Here is a 17586-nt window from a genome sequence, read left to right as displayed (position 1 = left end):
CGCGGCGGCGCCGTTCAGCGGGGGCGGTCGTGCAGCCCCATCGTGAGGTTGCGCGCGGCCATCGGCGGACCGCCCGGCTGCGGGTCCCCGTAGGGCGGAAGATGCCCCTGCTGCTGGGGCGGTGCCTGCCGGTACTGGGGCCCCTGGTCGCGCTGCTGCCCCGCCGGCTCCGCCCAGACGGCCGTTCCGTAGGCGCAGACCTCGAAGCCGCCGCCCACCGCGGCGGTGTCGAAGCGCATACCGACAACCGTGTTCGCGCCCTTGCGGCGCGCCTCCTCACCGAGCCGTTCCACCGCCTCGCGGCGCGCCGCGGCCAGGCTCACCGCCGGCCGCTCCCCGGTCACCCGGAACGTCGCGCTGCTGCCGCCCTGCCCGGGCTGGGGCCCCGCCCCCTGATCGACCTGGAGGGACGTCCCGAGAACCTCCCCGAGGACGCTCCTGATCTCATACCCTGCCACGCCATCGGTCGTCACGATCAGCATGGCACCACGGTAAAGGACCGTCAGGACGAAATGCGACGAATCGCCGGAGTCGCAACCGAACGGCCGTCCTCCCGGCGGCGTGGCCGGGAGGACGGCGGTGGAGCCGGGGGCGCCCTCGCGGGCCGGCCGTCACTCCAGGTATTCGCGGAGCATCTGCGCGCGGGACGGGTGGCGCAGCTTCGCCAGCGTCTTGGACTCGATCTGCCGGATGCGCTCCCGCGTCACGCCGAACTCGCGGCCGACCTCCTCCAGGGTGCGCGGATGGCCGTCGGCCAGGCCGAAGCGCAACTGGATGATGCGCTGCTCCCGTTCCGACAGGGTGCCGAGGATGTCCTCCAGCTGGTCCTGGAGAAGAATGAACGCCGCGGCCTCGATCGGCACGACGGCGTCCGCGTCCTCGATGAAGTCGCCGAGGTCGGAGTCCTCCTCACCGATCGGCGACTGCAGCGAGACCGGTTCCTGGGCGATCCGCTGGATCTCCACCACCCGGGCGGGCGGGAGCCCCATCTCCAGGCCGATCTCCTCCGGGGTCGGCTCCCGGCCGAGGTCCTGGTGCATCTGCCGCTGCACCCGGACCAGCTTGTTGATCGTCTCCACCATGTGGACCGGGATCCGGATCGTCCGGGCCTGGTCGGCGATCGCCCGGGTGATCGCCTGCCGGATCCACCAGGTGGCGTAGGTCGAGAACTTGAACCCCTTGGTGTAGTCGAATTTCTCGACCGCGCGGATGAGTCCGAGATTTCCCTCCTGGATCAGGTCGAGGAACAGCATTCCCCGGCCGACGTAGCGTTTCGCGATCGAGACCACCAGCCGCAGGTTCGCCTCGATCAGGCGTTGCTTCGCCCGCATACCCTCGCGGGAGAGCAGTTCGAGGTCCAGCAGTTCGCCGCGGGCGAGGACGGCGGTACGCGCCATCTTCTCCTCGGCGAACAGCCCCGCCTCGATCGATTTCGCGAGTTCTACTTCATCTTCTGCCGTGAGAAGCGGTACGCGACCGATCTCTCTCAGGTAGATCCGAACCAGGTCGCTCGTCGGCGCCCGCTTGCCGAGGTCTCCCTCATCCGCTCGCGCGACGTCCTCGGTCTCATGCTGAGATTCGAGGACCTCCACCCCCTGCTCTGCGAGCATCCGGACGACCCGCTCCAGGGAGTCGTCCGGCAAGTCCGAGCGATCGAGCGCGGCAGCGACGTCCTCGACGGTCACACCGCCGCGTTCTCTACCACGTGCGACGAGGTCCGCCACCTGATCAACCGATGGCGCCTCGCTTGGCAGCACCGAAGGGCCCACGCAGACAGTCTGCGTCAAAGAAGCCCTAGATCACAGGACCCATTTTTGCGGTCCCTTGACTTACTGTGATCCAAGCCCTCGCTCCCGCAACACCCGTCTCTGCTGCTCAAGCGCGACAAGATCGCCGAAGAGCCGGTGGTACTCCTCCTGCGCCTCGACCGGATTCAGCCGTCCGAGTTTAGATTTCACATCCGCGATCATGCGGGTGAGCTGGCGTTCCTTTATACGGGCGAGCAGGTCCGCGGCATAACGGTCATCCGATTCCTGCGCGGACCGTACCGGTTCCACTCCGAGCTTGGTGATCAGGTCTCTGACCTGGTCGTCCGGCGCGCTCTCCAGCAGCAGCGACACCCATTCCGCGACGTTCCGGGCCGCCGTCACGCCGCCCGCCGCGACGATCACCGCGCGGACCGCGGCGTGCGGCGGCGCGATGAACGCCTCCGCCGGAACCTCGTCGAACCCCGGCCCGAGCAGCGCCGGACGCTGCACGGCCAGCTTCAGCAGCTCCCGCTCCCGCTGCACCTCGGGGTCGGCGAGGTCGAACGCGGGCCGCTTCGGCGCCTGCGGCTCACCGCCCCGCCCGTGCTCGCCCCGCCCGTGCTCCGCGCGCCGGCCGGGGTGGCCGTTTGCGGCCTGAGCGCGCCCGTGCCGGCGGTTCGCCAGCTCGCGGACGCGGCGCAGCACGAACTGCTCGTCCATGATGCCGAGCCAGCGGTCCAGGTTGACGGTGTACATGTGCCGGCGCGACCGGTCCTTGATGGCGGCGACGACCGGGGCCGCCGCGTCCAGCGCGGCCAGCCGCCCCTCCACGGTGTCGAGGTCGTGCTGCTCGATCGCGCTGCGCACCGCGAACTCGAACAGCGGCAGCCGGGAGGCGACCAGGTCGCGCACCGCCGCGTCGCCGTGCCGGATGCGCAGGTCGCACGGGTCGAGACCGTCCGGCTGGACGGCCACGAACGTCTGCGAGACGAACTTCTGCTCGTCGTCGAACGCGCGCAGCGCCGCCTTGCGGCCGGCCGAGTCGCCGTCGAAGGTGAAGATCACCTCGCCGCGGAACTCGTCCTGGTCCATCAGCAGCCGGCGCAGCACCTTGATGTGGTCGTCGCCGAACGCCGTCCCGCACGTGGCGATCGCCGTCGGGACGCCCGCGAGGTGGCAGGCCATCACGTCGGTGTAGCCCTCGACGACCACCGCCTGCCTGCGCCGCGCGATCTCCTTCTTCGCCAGGTCCGCCCCGTACAGCACCGAGCCCTTGTGGAAGAGCGGCGACTCGGGGGTGTTCAGGTATTTCGGGCCGTCGTCGTCCTCGTAGAGCCGGCGCGCGCCGAACCCGATGACGTCGCCGGACAGGTCGCGGATCGGCCACATCAGCCGACCGCGGAACCGGTCCATCGGGCCGCGCCGCCCCTCCTTGGCCAGCCCTCCGGCGACGATGTCGCGGTCGGCGAACCCGCGTCCGCGCAGGTGCCGGACGAGCCCCTCCCACTCGCGGGGCGCGAACCCCACGCCGAAGCGGGCGGCGTCGGCGGCCTCGAAGCCGCGCTCGGACAGGAACTTGCGGCCGATCGCCCCCTCGGGGGAGTTCAACTGCCCGGTGTAGTACTCGGCGGCGGCCCGGTGCGCCTCGATCAGGCGCGCGCGCTGCCCGCCGTCCCGCCGGGGGCCGTGCCCGCCGGTGTCCTCGTAGCGAAGCTGGATCCCGGCCTGGGCGGCGAGCCGCTCCACCGCCTCGGAGAACGACAGGTGCTCGATCTCCTGGACGAACTTGATGACGTCGCCGCCCGCCTCGCAGCCGAAGCAGAAGTACAGGCCGCGCGAGGGCGTCACGTTGAACGACGGCGACTTCTCGTCGTGGAACGGGCAGAGGCCCTTGAGGTTGCCGCCGCCCGCGCTGCGAAGCTGCAGATACTCACCGATGACGTCGGCGATGGAGGCGCGCTCGCGGACGAGCGCGATGTCCTCGTTGCGAATCCGGCCTGCCACGACGAAGGAGTCTACGGTGGAGGCCCGACATCCGGTGCGCCCGCACCCGAACCGGCCGGCGTTCTCCGCTGGAGGCCGGAGCTCGCGTCCTCCAGGATGGAGCGTGAGGGACAGCCGACCACGAGGAATGCCGAGGACCGCAATGCGCATCGGAATCCAGATCCCCAGCTTCACCTTTCCCGGCGGGCCGGAGCAGATCGGCCCGGCGTTCGGCCGGATGGCCCGCGCGGCCGACCAGGCGGGGCTGCACTCGTTCTGGGTGATGGACCACCTCTTCCAGATCGACATGGTGGGCCCGCCGGAGGAGCCCATGCTGGAGGGCTACTCCGCGCTCGCGTACGCGGCGGCGCTGACCGAGCGGATCACGCTCGGCACCATGGTCACCGGCGCCGTCTACCGCCATCCCGGCATCCTGGTGAAGACGGTGACGACGCTGGACGTCCTGTCGGGCGGGCGCGCGTGGCTGGGCATCGGCGCGGCGTGGAACGATCAGGAGGCGCGCGGCCTCGGCGTCCCGTTCCCGCCGACCGCCGAGCGGTTCGAACGGCTGGAGGAGACGCTGCAGATCGCCCACCGGATGTGGAAGGGCGACGAGTCGGCGTTCGAGGGCGGGCACTTCACGCTGGAGCGGCCGCTGAACTCGCCGCCCGCACTGCGCACCCCGCACCCGCCGATCCTGATCGGCGGCGGCGGCGAGAAGAAGACGCTCCGGCTGGTCGCCAGGTACGCCGACGCGTGCAACCTCTTCGACGGCGACGAACTGCCGCGGAAGCTGGACGTCCTGCGGGAGCACTGCGAGCGTGAGGGACGCGACTACGCCGAGATCGAGAAGACGTCGCTGGGCCGCTTCACCGGCGATCCGTCGGTGGACCAGGTCGTGGACGCCGTCGGGCGGCTCGCCGAACACGGCATCGACCAGGTGATCTTCTCCCAGGGCACCGGTCAGGACCTCGCGGGCGTCCTCGGCGAGGCGCAGACCCGGACCGAGAAGATCGTCCCGGCGGGCCGCTGACACCGGGGAGCCGAGCACGTCGCAGGCGCGCCGCCACCGTGACCGGCCAGGCGTGCAGGTCGCGGGCCTCGTCCCCCACGCCCCCGGTTCATACGGTGGCCGGGGTGAACACCCATTTCTTGTACGACCAGTAGCGGAACACCGAGCCGAGGCCGAGGCCGGCGAGCAGCCCGAGATTGTAGGCGATACCGCCGTGCAGGCCGAGGGTGTAGTAGGTGAAGCCGGTGCACAGCACCTGGATGAGCAGCCCGACGCCGTTCAGCGCGAAGAAGATCGCGACCTCCCGGCCGGAGCCGTCGCTGTCCCGGTGCCGGAACGTCCAGTGCCGGTTGAGCAGGTAGGACGTCAGCGTCGAGACGACGGTCGGCACGACGACGCTGGTGACCGGGCTGCCGCCGAGCCACGCGCGCATCAGGTTGGCGCCGAAGATCATGATCAGCGTGCCGACGCACCCCACGAAGCCGAAGCTCAGCAGTTCGCGGAGAAATGTCCGGTACGCCGGGGCGGACGAGACCGTTTCCATCGGTCTTGACCGCTGCGTGGTACTCACTCGTCCAGACCTTACCCGAGGGGGACTTATGCGAATGTGTCCACCCGGAGAAAAGATCAACGAGCGCCGCCGTCAGCCTTCCGCCGTGGCGGCCGCCGGCGCCAGCAGGACGATCAGCCCGGCCAGCACCACGGGAATGGCCAGCGCCCATGCCAGCCCCACGCCCTGCGCGACGAACCCGATGACGGGAGGACCGCCGAGCAGCCCGGCGTAGCCGACCGCGGTGACCCGGGAGATCCCGGCCGCGGCGGGCACCCCGGGGAGGTTCCCGGCCGCGCTGAAGGTGACCGGCGCCACGACCGCGACACCGAGGCCGAACAGCGTGAATCCGGCCACGGCCGCGACCGGGTCACCGGCGGCGAGCCCGCCCGCGAGGCCGAGCGCGGCGACCAGCGACCCGGCGCGCAGCACCGGGACGGGACCGAACCGCGCGACGATCCGGTCCCCGCCGAGCCGCCCGGCGGTCATCGCCACCGCGCATCCGGCGTAGCCGAGGCCCGCGGTACCGGGGCCGGCGCCGAGGTCCTCCCGCAGGTGGACGGCGCTCCAGTCGGCCATGGCCCCCTCGCCGACGAACGAGCACAGCCCGATGATCCCGAGCATGGTCAGCGGCCACCGCGACGACGACCGCGCGGGACCCGCCCGGCCGTCCGCCGGCCCGGGGCGGACGTCGGCCGAACGGCCCAGGAGCCCGCGGCAGCCGATCACCACGAGGGCGCCCAGCAGCACGGCCGCGGCGGAAAGATGCGGCGCGACGGGGACGCCCGCGTGTGCGGCGCCCGCCCCGGCCAGCGCGGACATCAGCGTCCCGATGCTGTACGCGCCGTGCAGGCCGGACATCAGCGGGCGCCCGTAGCCGCGTTCGACGGCGACGCCCTGCGCGTTCATCGCCACGTCCATCAGCCCGAGCGAGGCGCCCAGCAGCAGCAGCGAGAAGACCAGCGCGCCCAGGTTCCAGGCGAGGCCGAGCGGGACCAGCGACAGCGCGGCGGCGACCCCGCCGGCGACGGTCGTCCCCCGGCTTCCCCACCGGGCGACGATCCGGCTCGCGAACCGGACGGCGGCCACGACGCCGACCGGCGCGCCGAGCAGCGCGACGCCCATCGCGCCCTCGCCCAGCCCGAGATGCCCCTTGATCTGCGGGATGCGGGCGACCCAGGCGGCGGCGAGCAGCCCATGCGCGGTGAACGCCAGCGTCACCGCGACACGTGCCCGGCCGAGCGCCGCGAACTGCTCCGAGGCCATCCGGAAGACTGTACGTGGCCTGCCGGACGTCCCAGTACGGTTTTCCCGTGGTGTGCCCGGCGGCGCGGCTCAGGCGAGGTCGGCCAGCGGCACCGCCGGGTCGGCGAGGCGGGTGGTGTCCACCGGGCGCCCGGAGCGGATCAGCGCCTGGACGTCCCCGGTGACGTCCCACACGTTGACGTTCATCCCGGCGACGACCCGGCCGCCGGACAGCCAGAACGCGATGAACTCCCGGGAGGGCACCTCGCCGCGGTACACGACCTCGTCGTACTCCCCCGGCGCCGCGACGCCCGACATCTCCATGCCGAGGTCGTACTGGTCGCTGAAGAAGTACGGGATCCGGTCGTAGACGACGTCCTGGCCGAGCATGGCGCGGGCGGCGGCGGGCCCGCCGTTCAGCGCGTTCGCCCAGTGCTCCACGCGGATGCGCCGGCCGAGCAGCGGGTTGTAGGCGTTGGCGACGTCGCCGGCCGCGAAGATGTCGGGGTCGGACGTGCGCAGCGACTGGTCGACGAGAACGCCGTCCGAGACCTCCAGGCCGGCCTCCTCCGCCAGCCCGGTGTTGGGCCGCACCCCGATGCCGACGATCACGACGTCCGCGGGCACCTCGGCGCCGCCGGAGGTGACGACGGCCGACACCTGCCCGGCGCCCCAGAACCCGGCGACCCCCTGGTCGAGCCGCAGGTCGGCACCGTGCTCCCGGTGCAGGTCGCCGAACATCCCGCCGAGCTCGGGCCCCATGACGGCGTGCAGCGGCGTCGGCTCCGGGTCGATGATCGTCACGTCGTTGCCGTAGGAACGGGCGGCGGCGGCCGTCTCCAGCCCGATCCAGCCCGCGCCCGCCACCACGACGCGCCGGCCGCCGTGCGCGAGCGCCTGCTTCAGCGCCGCCGAGTCGGCCATCGTGCGCAGGTAGTGGATGCCCTGCAGCTTGGAACCGGGCACCTCCAGGCGCCGCACCGACGCGCCCGTCGCCAGCAGCAGCCTGTCGTAGGAGACCGGCTCCCCGGTGGACAGCCGCACCTGGTGCGCGCCCCGGTCGATCGACGCCACGGACGTGCCGAGCCGCAGTTCCACGCCGTGCTCGTCGTACCAGTCCGCCTCGTGGACGTGGGCCTTCTCGCGAGGCTCCTTGTCCAGCAGGAAGCCCTTGGACAGCGGCGGCCGTTCGTAGGGCCGTTCGATCTCGTCCCCGATCAGCAGGACTCTGCCCGCGAAGCCCTCCTCGCGGAGCGTCTCCGCCGCCTTGGCTCCGGCCAGGCTCGCTCCGGCGATGACGAACGTCTCCTCGGGCATGGCGACCTCCTGTAGTTGACCTTTAGCCATCCCTACAGCGGCCCCTCTGCCGAAACAAGGGGCGCCGGGCGCGTCCAGAGGCATATTCCGCACCACGCCCGCCGGAAACGCGCTGATCAGCCGGGCCGGCCGCCCAGCAGCCGATGCCGGGCGATCGCGGAGAGGTCGGTGAGCGAGGCGATCTGGTCGATGACGGCGCGCAGCCGGGCCGCGTCGTCGGCGGCGTCCACGAACGCGGCGCGGAACCCGGGATCGAGCGTGCCGGGCGCGCCGGCGAGCATCATCTCGGCCAGCTCGGTGATCAGCGTCCGCTGCCGGGCCCTGACCTCCTCGTGGCTGATCCACACGTAGTGCGCCGTGATGCCCTTGAGCAGCGCGTTCTCCAGCCGCTGCGCCCGGGGGACGATCAGCTCCGCCGCGTACCGGGTCAGCGGCCGGTCACCGTAGGCCGCGCGGGTCGCGGTCTCGGCGGCCAGGCAGAACCGCCCGATGAGCGTGCTGGTCAGGTTCTTCAGCGCGGCGAGGCTGCGCGGCGTGCCGTCGTAGCGGTCCGGCCAGTACGGCTCGGCGAGCAGCGCGGTGAAGCGCGTCTCCAGTTCGGCGAGGGCGGCGTCCGGGCAGTACAGCTTGACCGCGGTGGCGGCGACGAGACGGCGCTCGGTGGGGTCGGCGAGGCGGGCGAAGTCGACGTGCCCGGCGACCAGCGCGTCCTCCAGGTCGTGGACGGAGTAGGCGACGTCGTCGCTCCAGTCCATGACCTGGGCCTCGAAGCACGTCCGGCCCGCGGGCGCCCCCTCCCGGACCCAGCGCGCGACGTCCATGTCGTCGTCGTACACGCCGAACTTCCCGTTGACCGCGTCGGCCTGCGGCCACGGGTACTTCATGGCGGCGTCCAGCGCGGCGCGGGTCAGGTTGAGGCCGACGCTGCGCCCGTGCAGGGGCGGGCCGTCCGCGGCGAACGACTTCGGCTCCAGCCGGGTCAGGACGCGCAGGCTCTGCGCGTTGCCCTCGAAGCCGCCGCAGTCGCGCGCGACGATGTCGAGCGCGTGCTCGCCGTTGTGGCCGAACGGCGGATGCCCGATGTCGTGGGACAGGCACGCCGTCTCCACCAGATCGGGATCGCAGCCGAGCGACTTGCCCAGCTCGCGGCCGACCTGGGCGCATTCGAGGGAATGGGTCAGCCGGGTGCGCAGGCTCTGCACGGTGTCGGCCGCCGCGTCCGCGCCGGGCGAGGCGACCTGGGTCTTGGCCGCCAGCCGGCGCAGCGCCGCACTGTGCAGGACGCGGGCGCGGTCGCGTTCGAACGCCGTCCGGTCGCGGCGCTTGGCGGGCTCGGGCGCCCACCGCCGCCGGTCGCGGGCGGCATAGCCTTCGGTGATGTCGCTCGTCATGTCCCTCCAGGGTACGGGGCACGATCAGGTTCAGCGGCTCGGCGACACGGACGACGACGGGGCCGCGGGCGTACCGGACGGGTCGATGCGGATGCGCTTGGCGGTCTCGTCCGGCACCTGGACGCTCTTGCCCAGCAGCACGTACGACAGGTACCCGCCGGTCTCGCGGACGATGTAGTTGAACTGGGTGTCGCGCGTCTGCACGCTGGGTCCGCTGCGGGTCGGCGACGCGGCGGCCTCGATGCCCTGGTCCGCGGCCATCTTCTTCGACCGCAGCCCGTGCCACGGGTCGGTGACGATCACCGCGGACTTCCAGTGGTGCCGGTCGAACTCCCGGCCGACGGCCTGGAGGCTCTCCAGCGTGTCCCGTCCGACGGGCACCGCGAAGACCTTGGCCGCCGGCACCCCGCCCTTCTCGATCAGCCAGGTGCGGCCGGAGCCGGCCTCGGTGTAGTTGTCGCCGGGCGCCTTGCCGCCGACCGTGACGATGGCGGGCGCGACACCGTGGCGGTAGAGGTCGAGAGCGTGCTGCAGGCGCCACTTCAGCGTCGGGGACGGCACCCCGTTGTACTGCGCGGCGCCCAGCACGATGATCGCGTCGGAACGGGGCCGCTCGTCCTGCCGGCCCTGGTACCAGACCCGCGCGCCGACGGTCAGCGGTGTCAGCACGACGGTCGCGAGCAGCCCGAGGACGATGCTCAGCGAAATCGTGAACCAGGGCGACCGGCGGCGGCGCGGGCGGGCCTCCGGCTCCTCGGCGGCGGGCTCTTCGGGCTGGGGCTCCGGCATTTCAACTTCCAACGTCATCGCATCGGACACACTATTGAGATCGTGCGGCACGTGCCCGAAGTTCGCGAGGACGGCGTGTGGCGAAGAACCCGCGGCCTTCCGGCGGCCGGTCGCCCGCGTGCGGGAACCGGCCGCCGGCCGGCGGCGTCAGCGGCTGTCGCTGCCGCCGGACATGCCGGACGCCGCGTCCGCCGCCTCGATCGCCGCGCGACCGGCCTCCAGCCGGGCGACGGGGATGCGGAACGGCGAGCAGGACACGTAGTCGAGGCCGACCTCGTGGCAGAAGTGCACCGAGTCCGGGTCGCCGCCGTGCTCACCGCAGATGCCGAGGTGCAGGTCCGGACGCGCCTTGCGGCCCTCCTCGGCGGCGATGCGGACGAGCCGCCCGACGCCCTCCCGGTCCAGCGTCTCGAACGGCGAAACCCCGAAGATGCCGAGCTCCAGGTAGCGGGAGAAGAACGCCGCCTCGACGTCGTCGCGGGAGAAGCCCCACGTCGTCTGGGTGAGGTCGTTGGTGCCGAAGGAGAAGAACTCGGCGGCCTCGGCGATCTGCCCGGCGGTCAGCGCCGCCCGCGGCAGCTCGATCATGGTGCCGATCAGCGCCGGGACGTCGACCCCGGTGGCCTGCCTGACCCCCTCCAGGATGCCGCGGGCCTCGTCGCGGACGGCCTCCAGCTCCTGCACGGCGCCGACGAGCGGGATCATGATCTCCGGACGCGGGTCGCCGCCCGCCTTCCTGCGCGCCGCCGCGGCCTCGGCGATCGCGCGCACCTGCATGGCGAACAGGCCCGGAATCACCAAACCGAGCCGCACGCCGCGCAGTCCGAGCATAGGGTTCTGCTCGTGCAGTCGGTTGACTGCTTCGAGCAGTCTCCGGTCCTTGGCGTCCGCGTCGCCGCCCGCGAGCGCGACCCTGACCGACAGCTCGGTGATGTCGGGGAGGAATTCGTGCAGCGGCGGGTCGATGAGCCGGATCGTGACGGGCAGTCCGTCCATGGCCGCGAAGATGCCCTCGAAGTCGCTCTTCTGCAGCGGCTCCAGGGCGTCCAGCGCGGCCTGCCGTTCGGCGCCGTCCTCGGCGAGGATGAGCTTCTCCACGAGCTGCCGCCGGTCGCCGAGGAACATGTGCTCGGTGCGGCACAGCCCGATGCCGGCGGCGCCGAAGCGGCGGGCGCGCGCGGAGTCCTCGGGGTTGTCGGCGTTCGCGCGGACCTTCAGCATGGCGCGCGTGTCGGCGTGCCTCATGAGGCGGTCGACGGCCTTGACGAGGTCGTCGGCGGCATCCAGGGAGAGCTCCCCCTCGAAGTACCGGACGACGGGCGAGTCCTCGACGGGGACCTCGCCGAGGAAGACGTCGCCGGACGACCCGTCGATGGAGATGAGGTCGCCCTCGGTCACCGTCACGCCGCCGGGGGCGGTGAAAAACCCGCTCTTGACGTCGACGTCCAGCTCCTCGGCGCCGCAGACGCAGGTCTTGCCCATGCCGCGCGCGACGACGGCGGCGTGGGAGGTCTTGCCTCCCCGGGACGTCAGCACGCCTTTCGCCGCGACCATCCCGGCGAGGTCGTCGGGGTTGGTCTCGCGGCGGACGAGGATCACCTCCTCCCCCCGATCGGCGAGCTCCACCGCCCGGCCGGAGCTGAACACGGCCTTGCCGACGGCCGCGCCCGGCGAGGCGTTCATGCCCGTGGTGAGCTTCTGGACGCCGTCCACCCTGCTGGCGAACCGGGGGAACATGAGCTGCGCGAGCTGGTCACCGGTGACGCGGCGGGCGGCCTCGTCGATGTCGATGAGCCCCTGGTCGAGCAGCTGGCAGGCGATGCGGAACGCCGCCGCCGCGGTCCGCTTGCCGACCCGGGTCTGCAGCATCCACAGCTTCCCGCGCTCGATCGTGAACTCGATGTCGCACATGTCGCGGTAGTGGTTCTCCAGCGTCTCCATGATTGCGAGAAGCCGGTCGTAGGAGGCCTTGTCGATGCGCTCCAGCTCCGTCAGCGGGACGGTGTTGCGGATGCCGGCGACGACGTCCTCACCCTGCGCGTTCTGCAGGTAGTCGCCGTAGACGCCCTGCTGCCCGGACGCGGGGTCGCGGGTGAAGGCGACGCCCGTGCCGGAGTCGAGACCCATGTTGCCGAAGACCATCGAGCAGATGTTGACCGCGGTTCCAAGATCGACGGGGATGCGCTCCTGCCGCCGGTAGAGGATCGCGCGGGGCGCGTTCCAGGAGTCGAACACGGCCTTGACGGCGAGATCCATCTGCTCGCGCGGATCGGTCGGGAAGTCCCGCCCCGCCTGTTCGCGCACGATGGCCTTGAACCGGCCGACGAGGTCCTTGAAGTCCTCGGCGGTCAGGTCGCCGTCGTGGTCGCTGCCGCGGTCGCGCTTGACGTCCTCGATGGCGTCCTCGAACAGGTCGCCGTCGATGTCCAGCACGGTCCTGCCGAACATCTGGATCAGCCGCCGGTAGGAGTCCCACGCGAACCGCTCGTCCCCCGCCTGTGTCGCGAGCCCGTGCACGGACTCGTCGTTCAGGCCCACGTTGAGGACGGTCTCCATCATCCCGGGCATGCTGAACTTGGCCCCGGACCGTACGCTGACCAACAGCGGGTCGTCGCTCTGGCCGAGCTTCTTGCCCATCGCGGACTCAAGATCGGCGAGATGGGCGCCTACCTCGTCCGCCAGTCCCTCGGGCAGCTTCCCGTGCTCGAGGTAGTGGCGGCAGGCCTCCGTGGTGATCGTGAACCCGGGGGGCACGGGCAGTCCGAGGTTGGTCATCTCGGCCAGGTTGGCGCCCTTGCCGCCCAGCAGATCTTTGAGGTCCTTGTTTCCCTCAGTGAAGTCGTACACGAACTTCGGCACGGGGAGCTCCTTCTCGCTCCGGTTCCACCCAGTGACAGTTCCGGGCCCGCCCGCTCGGGAGGGCGCAGCGTCGCGTTCCCCCAGGCGGCGGCGGGTCCGCTGTCCTGTTTGCGGGGACTGTACCCGCGAACTCCGCGCTTGCTCGGCGCCCGGTGCGCCGGAGGGAGTTCTCCCAGCTCAGACCCCAGATAATGGTCTATTCCACTGGGGAGACCAACGCCACACCGAGACCCGTGAGCCCGTCGGGGGGAACGGTTCTCGTCTCTATGACGTACCCACTGCGGACGTACTCACCGCGGTGGGGAAGGAATGATGGATCAAGGAGGTGAGGTTGTTGTGAGGCCGAAGGTCGCCGGCGGCCGGGCGGGAGATCCGTTCGCCCCTATAGCCGATTTCGGGTTCCTGTCCGACTGCGAGACGACCGCGCTGGTCGCACCGAGCGGCAACATCGAGTGGATGTGCCTGCCGCGAATGGATTCGCCGAGCGTGTTCGGGTCGATCCTGGACCGTGACGCGGGCTACTTCCGGGTCGGCCCCGCGGGGGTGGAGGTGCCCGCCGCGCAGCGCTACATCCCGGGCACCATGGTGATGGAGACCACCTGGTGGGTGCACGGCGGCTGGCTGGTGGTGACGGACGCGCTGCTCATAGGGCCGTGGCACCACGAGACGGAGCGGTCCCACACGCACCGCAGGGCCCCGACCGACTACGACGCCGATCACGTCCTGCTGCGGATGGTGCGGTGCGTGAACGGTCAGGTCCAGGTCCGGCTCGACTGCATGCCGGTGTTCGACTACGGCCAGACGCCCGCGCGCTGGGAGCACACCGGCGCCGGCTACCACGAGGCCATCGCGCGCGGCAACGGCATCGGGCTGCGGCTCAGCACCGACATGAACGTCGGGTTCGAGGGGTCGCTCGCCACGTCCCGGACGCTGCTGAAGCAGGGCGAGTCGCGGTTCGTGGCGCTGTCGTGGAGCGAGCACGCGGCGCCCTCGTCCTACGAGGACGCGCAGGAGCGGCTCGTCTGGACCGTCCACCACTGGCAGCACTGGCTGGACCGCGGCCGCTTCCCCGACCATCCGTGGCGCAGCCACCTGCAGCGCAGCGCGCTCACGCTGAAGGGCCTGACGTTCGCGCCGTCCGGCGCGGTCGCGGCCGCCGCGACGACGTCGCTGCCGGAGGCGCCGGGCGGCGACCGGAACTGGGACTACCGCTACACCTGGATCCGCGACTCCACGATGGCGCTGTGGGCGTTCTACACGCTCGGCTACGACTGGGAGGCCAACGACTTCTTCTACTTCATCACCGACGTCGCCGAGGCGGCCGAGGGCAAGCTGCAGATCATGTACGGGCTGGACGGGCGGGAGGAACTGCCCGAGTCCACGCTGGAGCATCTCACCGGCTACGACAACGCCCGCCCCGTGCGGATCGGCAACGAGGCGTACATGCAGGCGCAGCACGACGTGTGGGGCGCGATCATCGGCTCCATCTACCTGTTCGTGCGCAAACGGGACCGGCTCGACGACCGGCTCTGGAAGATCATCATCAAGCAGGTGGAGGACGCGCTCGCCACCTGGCGCACCCCCGACTGCGGCATGTGGGAGGTGCGCGGCGAGCCGCAGCACTTCACCTCCTCCAAGCTCTTCTGCTGGGTGGCGGCGGAGCGCGGCGCCCGGCTCGCCCGGATCCGCGGCGACCAGGACCGGGCGCGCCGCTGGCAGGCCGCCGCCGACGAGATCCACGCGGACGTGCTGGCGAACGCGCTGGACGAGCGCGGCGTCTTCACCGCCCACTACGGCGCGACGGCGCTGGACGCCTCGGCGCTGCTGATCCCGCTGCTCGGCTTCCTGCCCGCCGACGACAAGCGGGTGCGCGAGACCGTCCTCGCCATCGCCGACGAACTGTCGGAGGACGACCTCGTCCTGCGCTACCGGGCGGCGGAGACCGACGACGGGTTCGACTCGGAGGAGGGCACCTTCACGATCTGCTCGTTCTGGCTGGTCAGCGCACTGGTGATGATCGGTGAACTGGACCGGGGACGGGCACTGTGCGAGAAGCTGCTGTCGTACGCGAGCCCGCTGCAGCTGTACGCCGAGGAGATCGACCCGCACACCGGCCGGCACCTCGGCAACTTCCCGCAGGCGTTCACCCACCTGGCCCTGATCAACGCGGTGATGCAGGTGATCAGCGCGGAGAACAACGAGCCCCAGCCACCCCTCGCATAGCCGACGTTCCCGTGGCCGCCGATGCCGTGGCCGCCGGTGCCGGGAGGGCACCGGCGGCCACGGGTGTCAGAGGACGGCGCCGGAGCTGTCGGCGGTGCGGTGGACGGGCTTGGGCTTGCTCTTGCCCTGCGGCGGCGGGGTCTTCGCGTACCGCTCCAGGACGACCGCCAGCGGTGTCGCGGTGAACACGCTGGAGTATGTCCCGACGACGATGCCGATCAGCAGGGCGATGGCGAAGTCGGTCAGCGAGTCGCCGCCGAGGAACGCCAGTGCCGCCAGGATGAACAGCGCGCCCATACCGGTGTTGATCGTCCGCGGGACGGTCTGCAGCGTGCCCCGGTTCGCGATGTCGGCGAAGCGGCCCTTGGGGTTCGCCGTCCACATCTCCCGGACGCGGTCGAACACGACGACGGAGTCGTTCACCGAGTACCCGATGATGGTGAGCAGCGCGGCGAGGTAGACGCCGTCGATCGGTTTGCCGAGCCAGGCGAAAACGCCGGTCACGATCGTGATGTCGTGGAACATGGCGATCACCGAGCCGGCCGCGAACGTCCAGCGGAACCGGATCGTCAGGTAGGCCAGCTGCACCAGCAGGGCGACGCCGAGCGCGATCAGCGCCTTCTTCCGCAGTTCGTCGCCGAGGCTCGGCCCGATCAGCTCGTCGCGCTGCTTGGCGGCGCCGCCGCCCTCCTTCGCCAGGGCGTCCTGGATCCGCTTCTCCTCCTCGTTGGTCAGGTCGGTCGTGCGGACGGAGATGTCGTCCTTCCCGGACGTCTGGACGACGGCGCGCGGGAACCCGGCGTCGGCGACGGCCGCGCGGGCCTTGTCGATCTCGATGTGCCGGCTGGTGGAGTACTCGACGAGGCGCCCGCCGGTGAACTCCACACCGAAGTTCAGCCCGCGGACGAAGATCCCGGTCACGGCCACGACGACCGCGAGCGCGGAGATCCCGATCCACATCCGGCTGCGCTTCATGATGTCGGGGCCGCTGGTCTCCAGCCAGCGCCGGATCCGCCCGGCGCCGCTGAGCCCGCCGGCCCGGCCCCTGGTGATCTTCGGCATCCGCGCGGCGGCGGCGTCGGTGAGGACGCGGCTCAGCAGCATCGCCGAGACCAGGGAGCCGAGCACACCGATGGTCAGCGTGACACCGAACCCCTTGACCGGCCCGGAGGCGAGGAAGAACAGCAGGCCACCGGCCAGCAGCGTGGTGACGGCCGAGTCCGCGATCGCCGACCACGCCTTGGTGAACCCGGTCGCCAGCGCCGCCCGCGCGCTGCGGCCCGGTGCCGCCGCCCGTTCCTCCCTGGCGCGTTCGAACGCCAGCACGTTCGCGTCGATCGCCATGCCGATCGCGAGGACGAATCCGGCGAGTCCCGGCAGCGTCAGCGTGGCGCCGACCGCGACGAGCGCACCGTAGGAGATCAGCGCGTAGCCGGCGAGGGCGACCGTGGCGAGGAGGCCGACGAGCCGGTAGACGGCCACGATGAACAGGCCGGTGAGGATGATGCCGATGACGGCGGCGCGGGCGCTGGCGTCGATCGCCTCGTCGCCGAGCGTCGGGCCGACCACCCGCTGCTCGATGGTCTTCACGGGGACGGGCAGCGAGCCGCCCTGGATGAGCGCCGCGAGGTCCTTGGCCTCCTCGGCGGTGAAATCGCCGGTGATCTGGGTGGAGCCGCCGGTGATGCCGACCCCGCACGGCACGCTCTCGGTGACCTGCGGGGACGAGATGACCTTGCCGTCCAGGACGATCGCCGCGCGCCGCTCGTCACCGACCGCGCACGCGGCCTTGGCGGTCAGCTGCTCCCACGCCTTGCCGCCGCTGCCCTTGAAGTCGACGTTGACGGCCCACCCGCCGAGGTTCTGCGAGTCGTAGGTGGCGCCCGCCGAGCCGATGCCGGCACCGGTGAGCGCGGCCGGGCCGATGATGATCTGCTGCCCGCTCTCGTCGGCGATCAGCTGCTGCCCCTTGTCGGCCTTGCCGTCGTTGGGCAGCACGGGGTGCGCGGTGAGCTGCGCGGTCTTGCCGATGGCCGCGGCCGCGCGGGTCGGGTCCTGGACGTCGGGCAGCTCGACGATCAGCCGCCGGTCGCCGGACCGGGTGATCGACGACTCGGCGACGCCGAGCGCGTCGATGCGCCGGTGCAGGACCTCCCGGGCGCGGTCGGTGGACTCGCGGTCCGCCTTGACGGTCGGTGAATCCTGGGTTTCGAGGACGATCTGGGTGCCGCCGCGGAGGTCGAGGCCGAGGCGGGCGGGTTTGGACCAGGCGAAGTAGAACGATGTGGCGAGCACGGCGAACGCCAGTACCGCCCGCACCAGGGTGGCGCGAGTCAAGAGGGAACCTCCACACGGGGGCTTCGGCGCCGCACCTCAGCATGCGGCACCGCGGACGGGTGACTCAGACTCGTCCGGTGGAGGGCGGGGCGCGCCCGCGCGGGACGGCGCGCGGCGCGAGGTCGGGCGCGG

The 17586-nt window shown here is 71.6% G+C and carries 12 protein-coding genes; 2 read left to right on the top strand and 10 right to left on the bottom strand.

Annotated elements, in window-relative coordinates; all coding sequences use genetic code 11:
* Nucleotides 1–14: 14 nt before the first annotated feature.
* From AF1_RS21820 to dnaG, 3 genes are all read right to left on the bottom strand, one after another.
* The gene (locus AF1_RS21820) at nucleotides 15–482 is read right to left on the bottom strand and encodes a YbjQ family protein (protein WP_067802319.1); all 468 of its coding nucleotides are present in this window, start codon (nucleotides 480–482) and stop codon (nucleotides 15–17) included.
* Between the two features lie 129 nt (nucleotides 483–611).
* Nucleotides 612–1757: an RNA polymerase sigma factor RpoD gene (gene rpoD, locus AF1_RS21815; protein ID WP_067802316.1), complete on the bottom strand. Its 1146-nt coding sequence runs from the start codon at nucleotides 1755–1757 to the stop codon at nucleotides 612–614.
* Nucleotides 1758–1829: 72 nt separating this feature from the next.
* Nucleotides 1830–3752 carry a DNA primase gene (gene dnaG / locus AF1_RS21810; protein ID WP_067802313.1) on the bottom strand — a complete coding sequence of 641 codons (1923 nt, stop codon included), beginning with the start codon at nucleotides 3750–3752 and terminating at the stop codon, nucleotides 1830–1832.
* 142 nt (nucleotides 3753–3894) lie between these two features.
* On the opposite strand from dnaG, the gene AF1_RS21805 reads away from it, so the two are divergent.
* On the top strand, nucleotides 3895–4764 hold the full coding sequence (locus AF1_RS21805) for an LLM class F420-dependent oxidoreductase (RefSeq protein WP_067802310.1): 870 nt from the start codon (nucleotides 3895–3897) through the stop codon (nucleotides 4762–4764).
* A gap of 88 nt (nucleotides 4765–4852) precedes the next feature.
* Here the strand turns inward: AF1_RS21805 and AF1_RS21800 are convergent, their stop codons facing one another.
* The 6 genes from AF1_RS21800 to ppdK all read right to left on the bottom strand — a co-directional run bounded on the left by AF1_RS21800 (nucleotide 4853) and on the right by ppdK (nucleotide 12894).
* On the bottom strand, nucleotides 4853–5314 hold the full coding sequence (locus AF1_RS21800) for a GtrA family protein (protein ID WP_067802308.1): 462 nt from the start codon (nucleotides 5312–5314) through the stop codon (nucleotides 4853–4855).
* 72 nt (nucleotides 5315–5386) lie between these two features.
* Nucleotides 5387–6559, bottom strand: a complete 1173-nt coding sequence (locus tag AF1_RS21795) for an MFS transporter (protein ID WP_067802304.1) — start codon at nucleotides 6557–6559, stop codon at nucleotides 5387–5389.
* Nucleotides 6560–6628: 69 nt separating this feature from the next.
* Nucleotides 6629–7855 carry an NAD(P)/FAD-dependent oxidoreductase gene (locus tag AF1_RS21790; RefSeq protein ID WP_067802301.1) on the bottom strand — a complete coding sequence of 409 codons (1227 nt, stop codon included), beginning with the start codon at nucleotides 7853–7855 and terminating at the stop codon, nucleotides 6629–6631.
* A gap of 116 nt (nucleotides 7856–7971) precedes the next feature.
* Nucleotides 7972–9246, bottom strand: coding sequence for a deoxyguanosinetriphosphate triphosphohydrolase (locus AF1_RS21785; protein ID WP_067802298.1), 1275 nt, complete (start codon nucleotides 9244–9246; stop codon nucleotides 7972–7974).
* Between the two features lie 30 nt (nucleotides 9247–9276).
* Nucleotides 9277–10035 (bottom strand): YdcF family protein, encoded by a 759-nt coding sequence (locus AF1_RS21780; protein WP_242608907.1) that lies wholly within the window; start codon nucleotides 10033–10035, stop codon nucleotides 9277–9279.
* Nucleotides 10036–10182: 147 nt separating this feature from the next.
* Complete coding sequence (ppdK, locus tag AF1_RS21775; protein WP_067802296.1) at nucleotides 10183–12894, bottom strand: pyruvate, phosphate dikinase; 2712 nt, start codon at nucleotides 12892–12894, stop codon at nucleotides 10183–10185.
* A gap of 336 nt (nucleotides 12895–13230) precedes the next feature.
* On the opposite strand from ppdK, the gene AF1_RS21770 reads away from it, so the two are divergent.
* Nucleotides 13231–15117, top strand: a complete 1887-nt coding sequence (locus AF1_RS21770; protein WP_242608906.1) for a glycoside hydrolase family 15 protein — start codon at nucleotides 13231–13233, stop codon at nucleotides 15115–15117.
* 66 nt (nucleotides 15118–15183) lie between these two features.
* Here the strand turns inward: AF1_RS21770 and AF1_RS21765 are convergent, their stop codons facing one another.
* Nucleotides 15184–17454 carry a protein translocase subunit SecDF gene (locus AF1_RS21765; RefSeq protein ID WP_067802291.1) on the bottom strand — a complete coding sequence of 757 codons (2271 nt, stop codon included), beginning with the start codon at nucleotides 17452–17454 and terminating at the stop codon, nucleotides 15184–15186.
* Nucleotides 17455–17586: the final 132 nt, after the last annotated feature.

This window comes from Actinomadura formosensis NBRC 14204, assembly GCF_001552155.1.
In the GTDB taxonomy this organism is placed as follows: Bacteria; Actinomycetota; Actinomycetes; order Streptosporangiales; family Streptosporangiaceae; genus Spirillospora; species Spirillospora formosensis.
Note: the sequence above shows the minus strand (reverse complement) of the source record. Positions and strands in the feature narration are given on the sequence as shown.

Excerpts from the sequence above, each read along its gene's own strand:
- AF1_RS21820 (WP_067802319.1), bottom strand. The coding sequence starts at position 482 with ATGCTGATCGTGACGACCGATGGCGTGGCAGGGTATGAGATCAGGAGC.
- AF1_RS21805 (WP_067802310.1), top strand. The coding sequence starts at position 3,895 with ATGCGCATCGGAATCCAGATCCCCAGCTTCACCTTTCCCGGCGGGCCG.
- AF1_RS21795 (WP_067802304.1), bottom strand. The coding sequence starts at position 6,559 with ATGGCCTCGGAGCAGTTCGCGGCGCTCGGCCGGGCACGTGTCGCGGTG.
- AF1_RS21790 (WP_067802301.1), bottom strand. The coding sequence starts at position 7,855 with ATGCCCGAGGAGACGTTCGTCATCGCCGGAGCGAGCCTGGCCGGAGCC.
- AF1_RS21785 (WP_067802298.1), bottom strand. The coding sequence starts at position 9,246 with ATGACGAGCGACATCACCGAAGGCTATGCCGCCCGCGACCGGCGGCGG.
- AF1_RS21780 (WP_242608907.1), bottom strand. The coding sequence starts at position 10,035 with ATGCCGGAGCCCCAGCCCGAAGAGCCCGCCGCCGAGGAGCCGGAGGCC.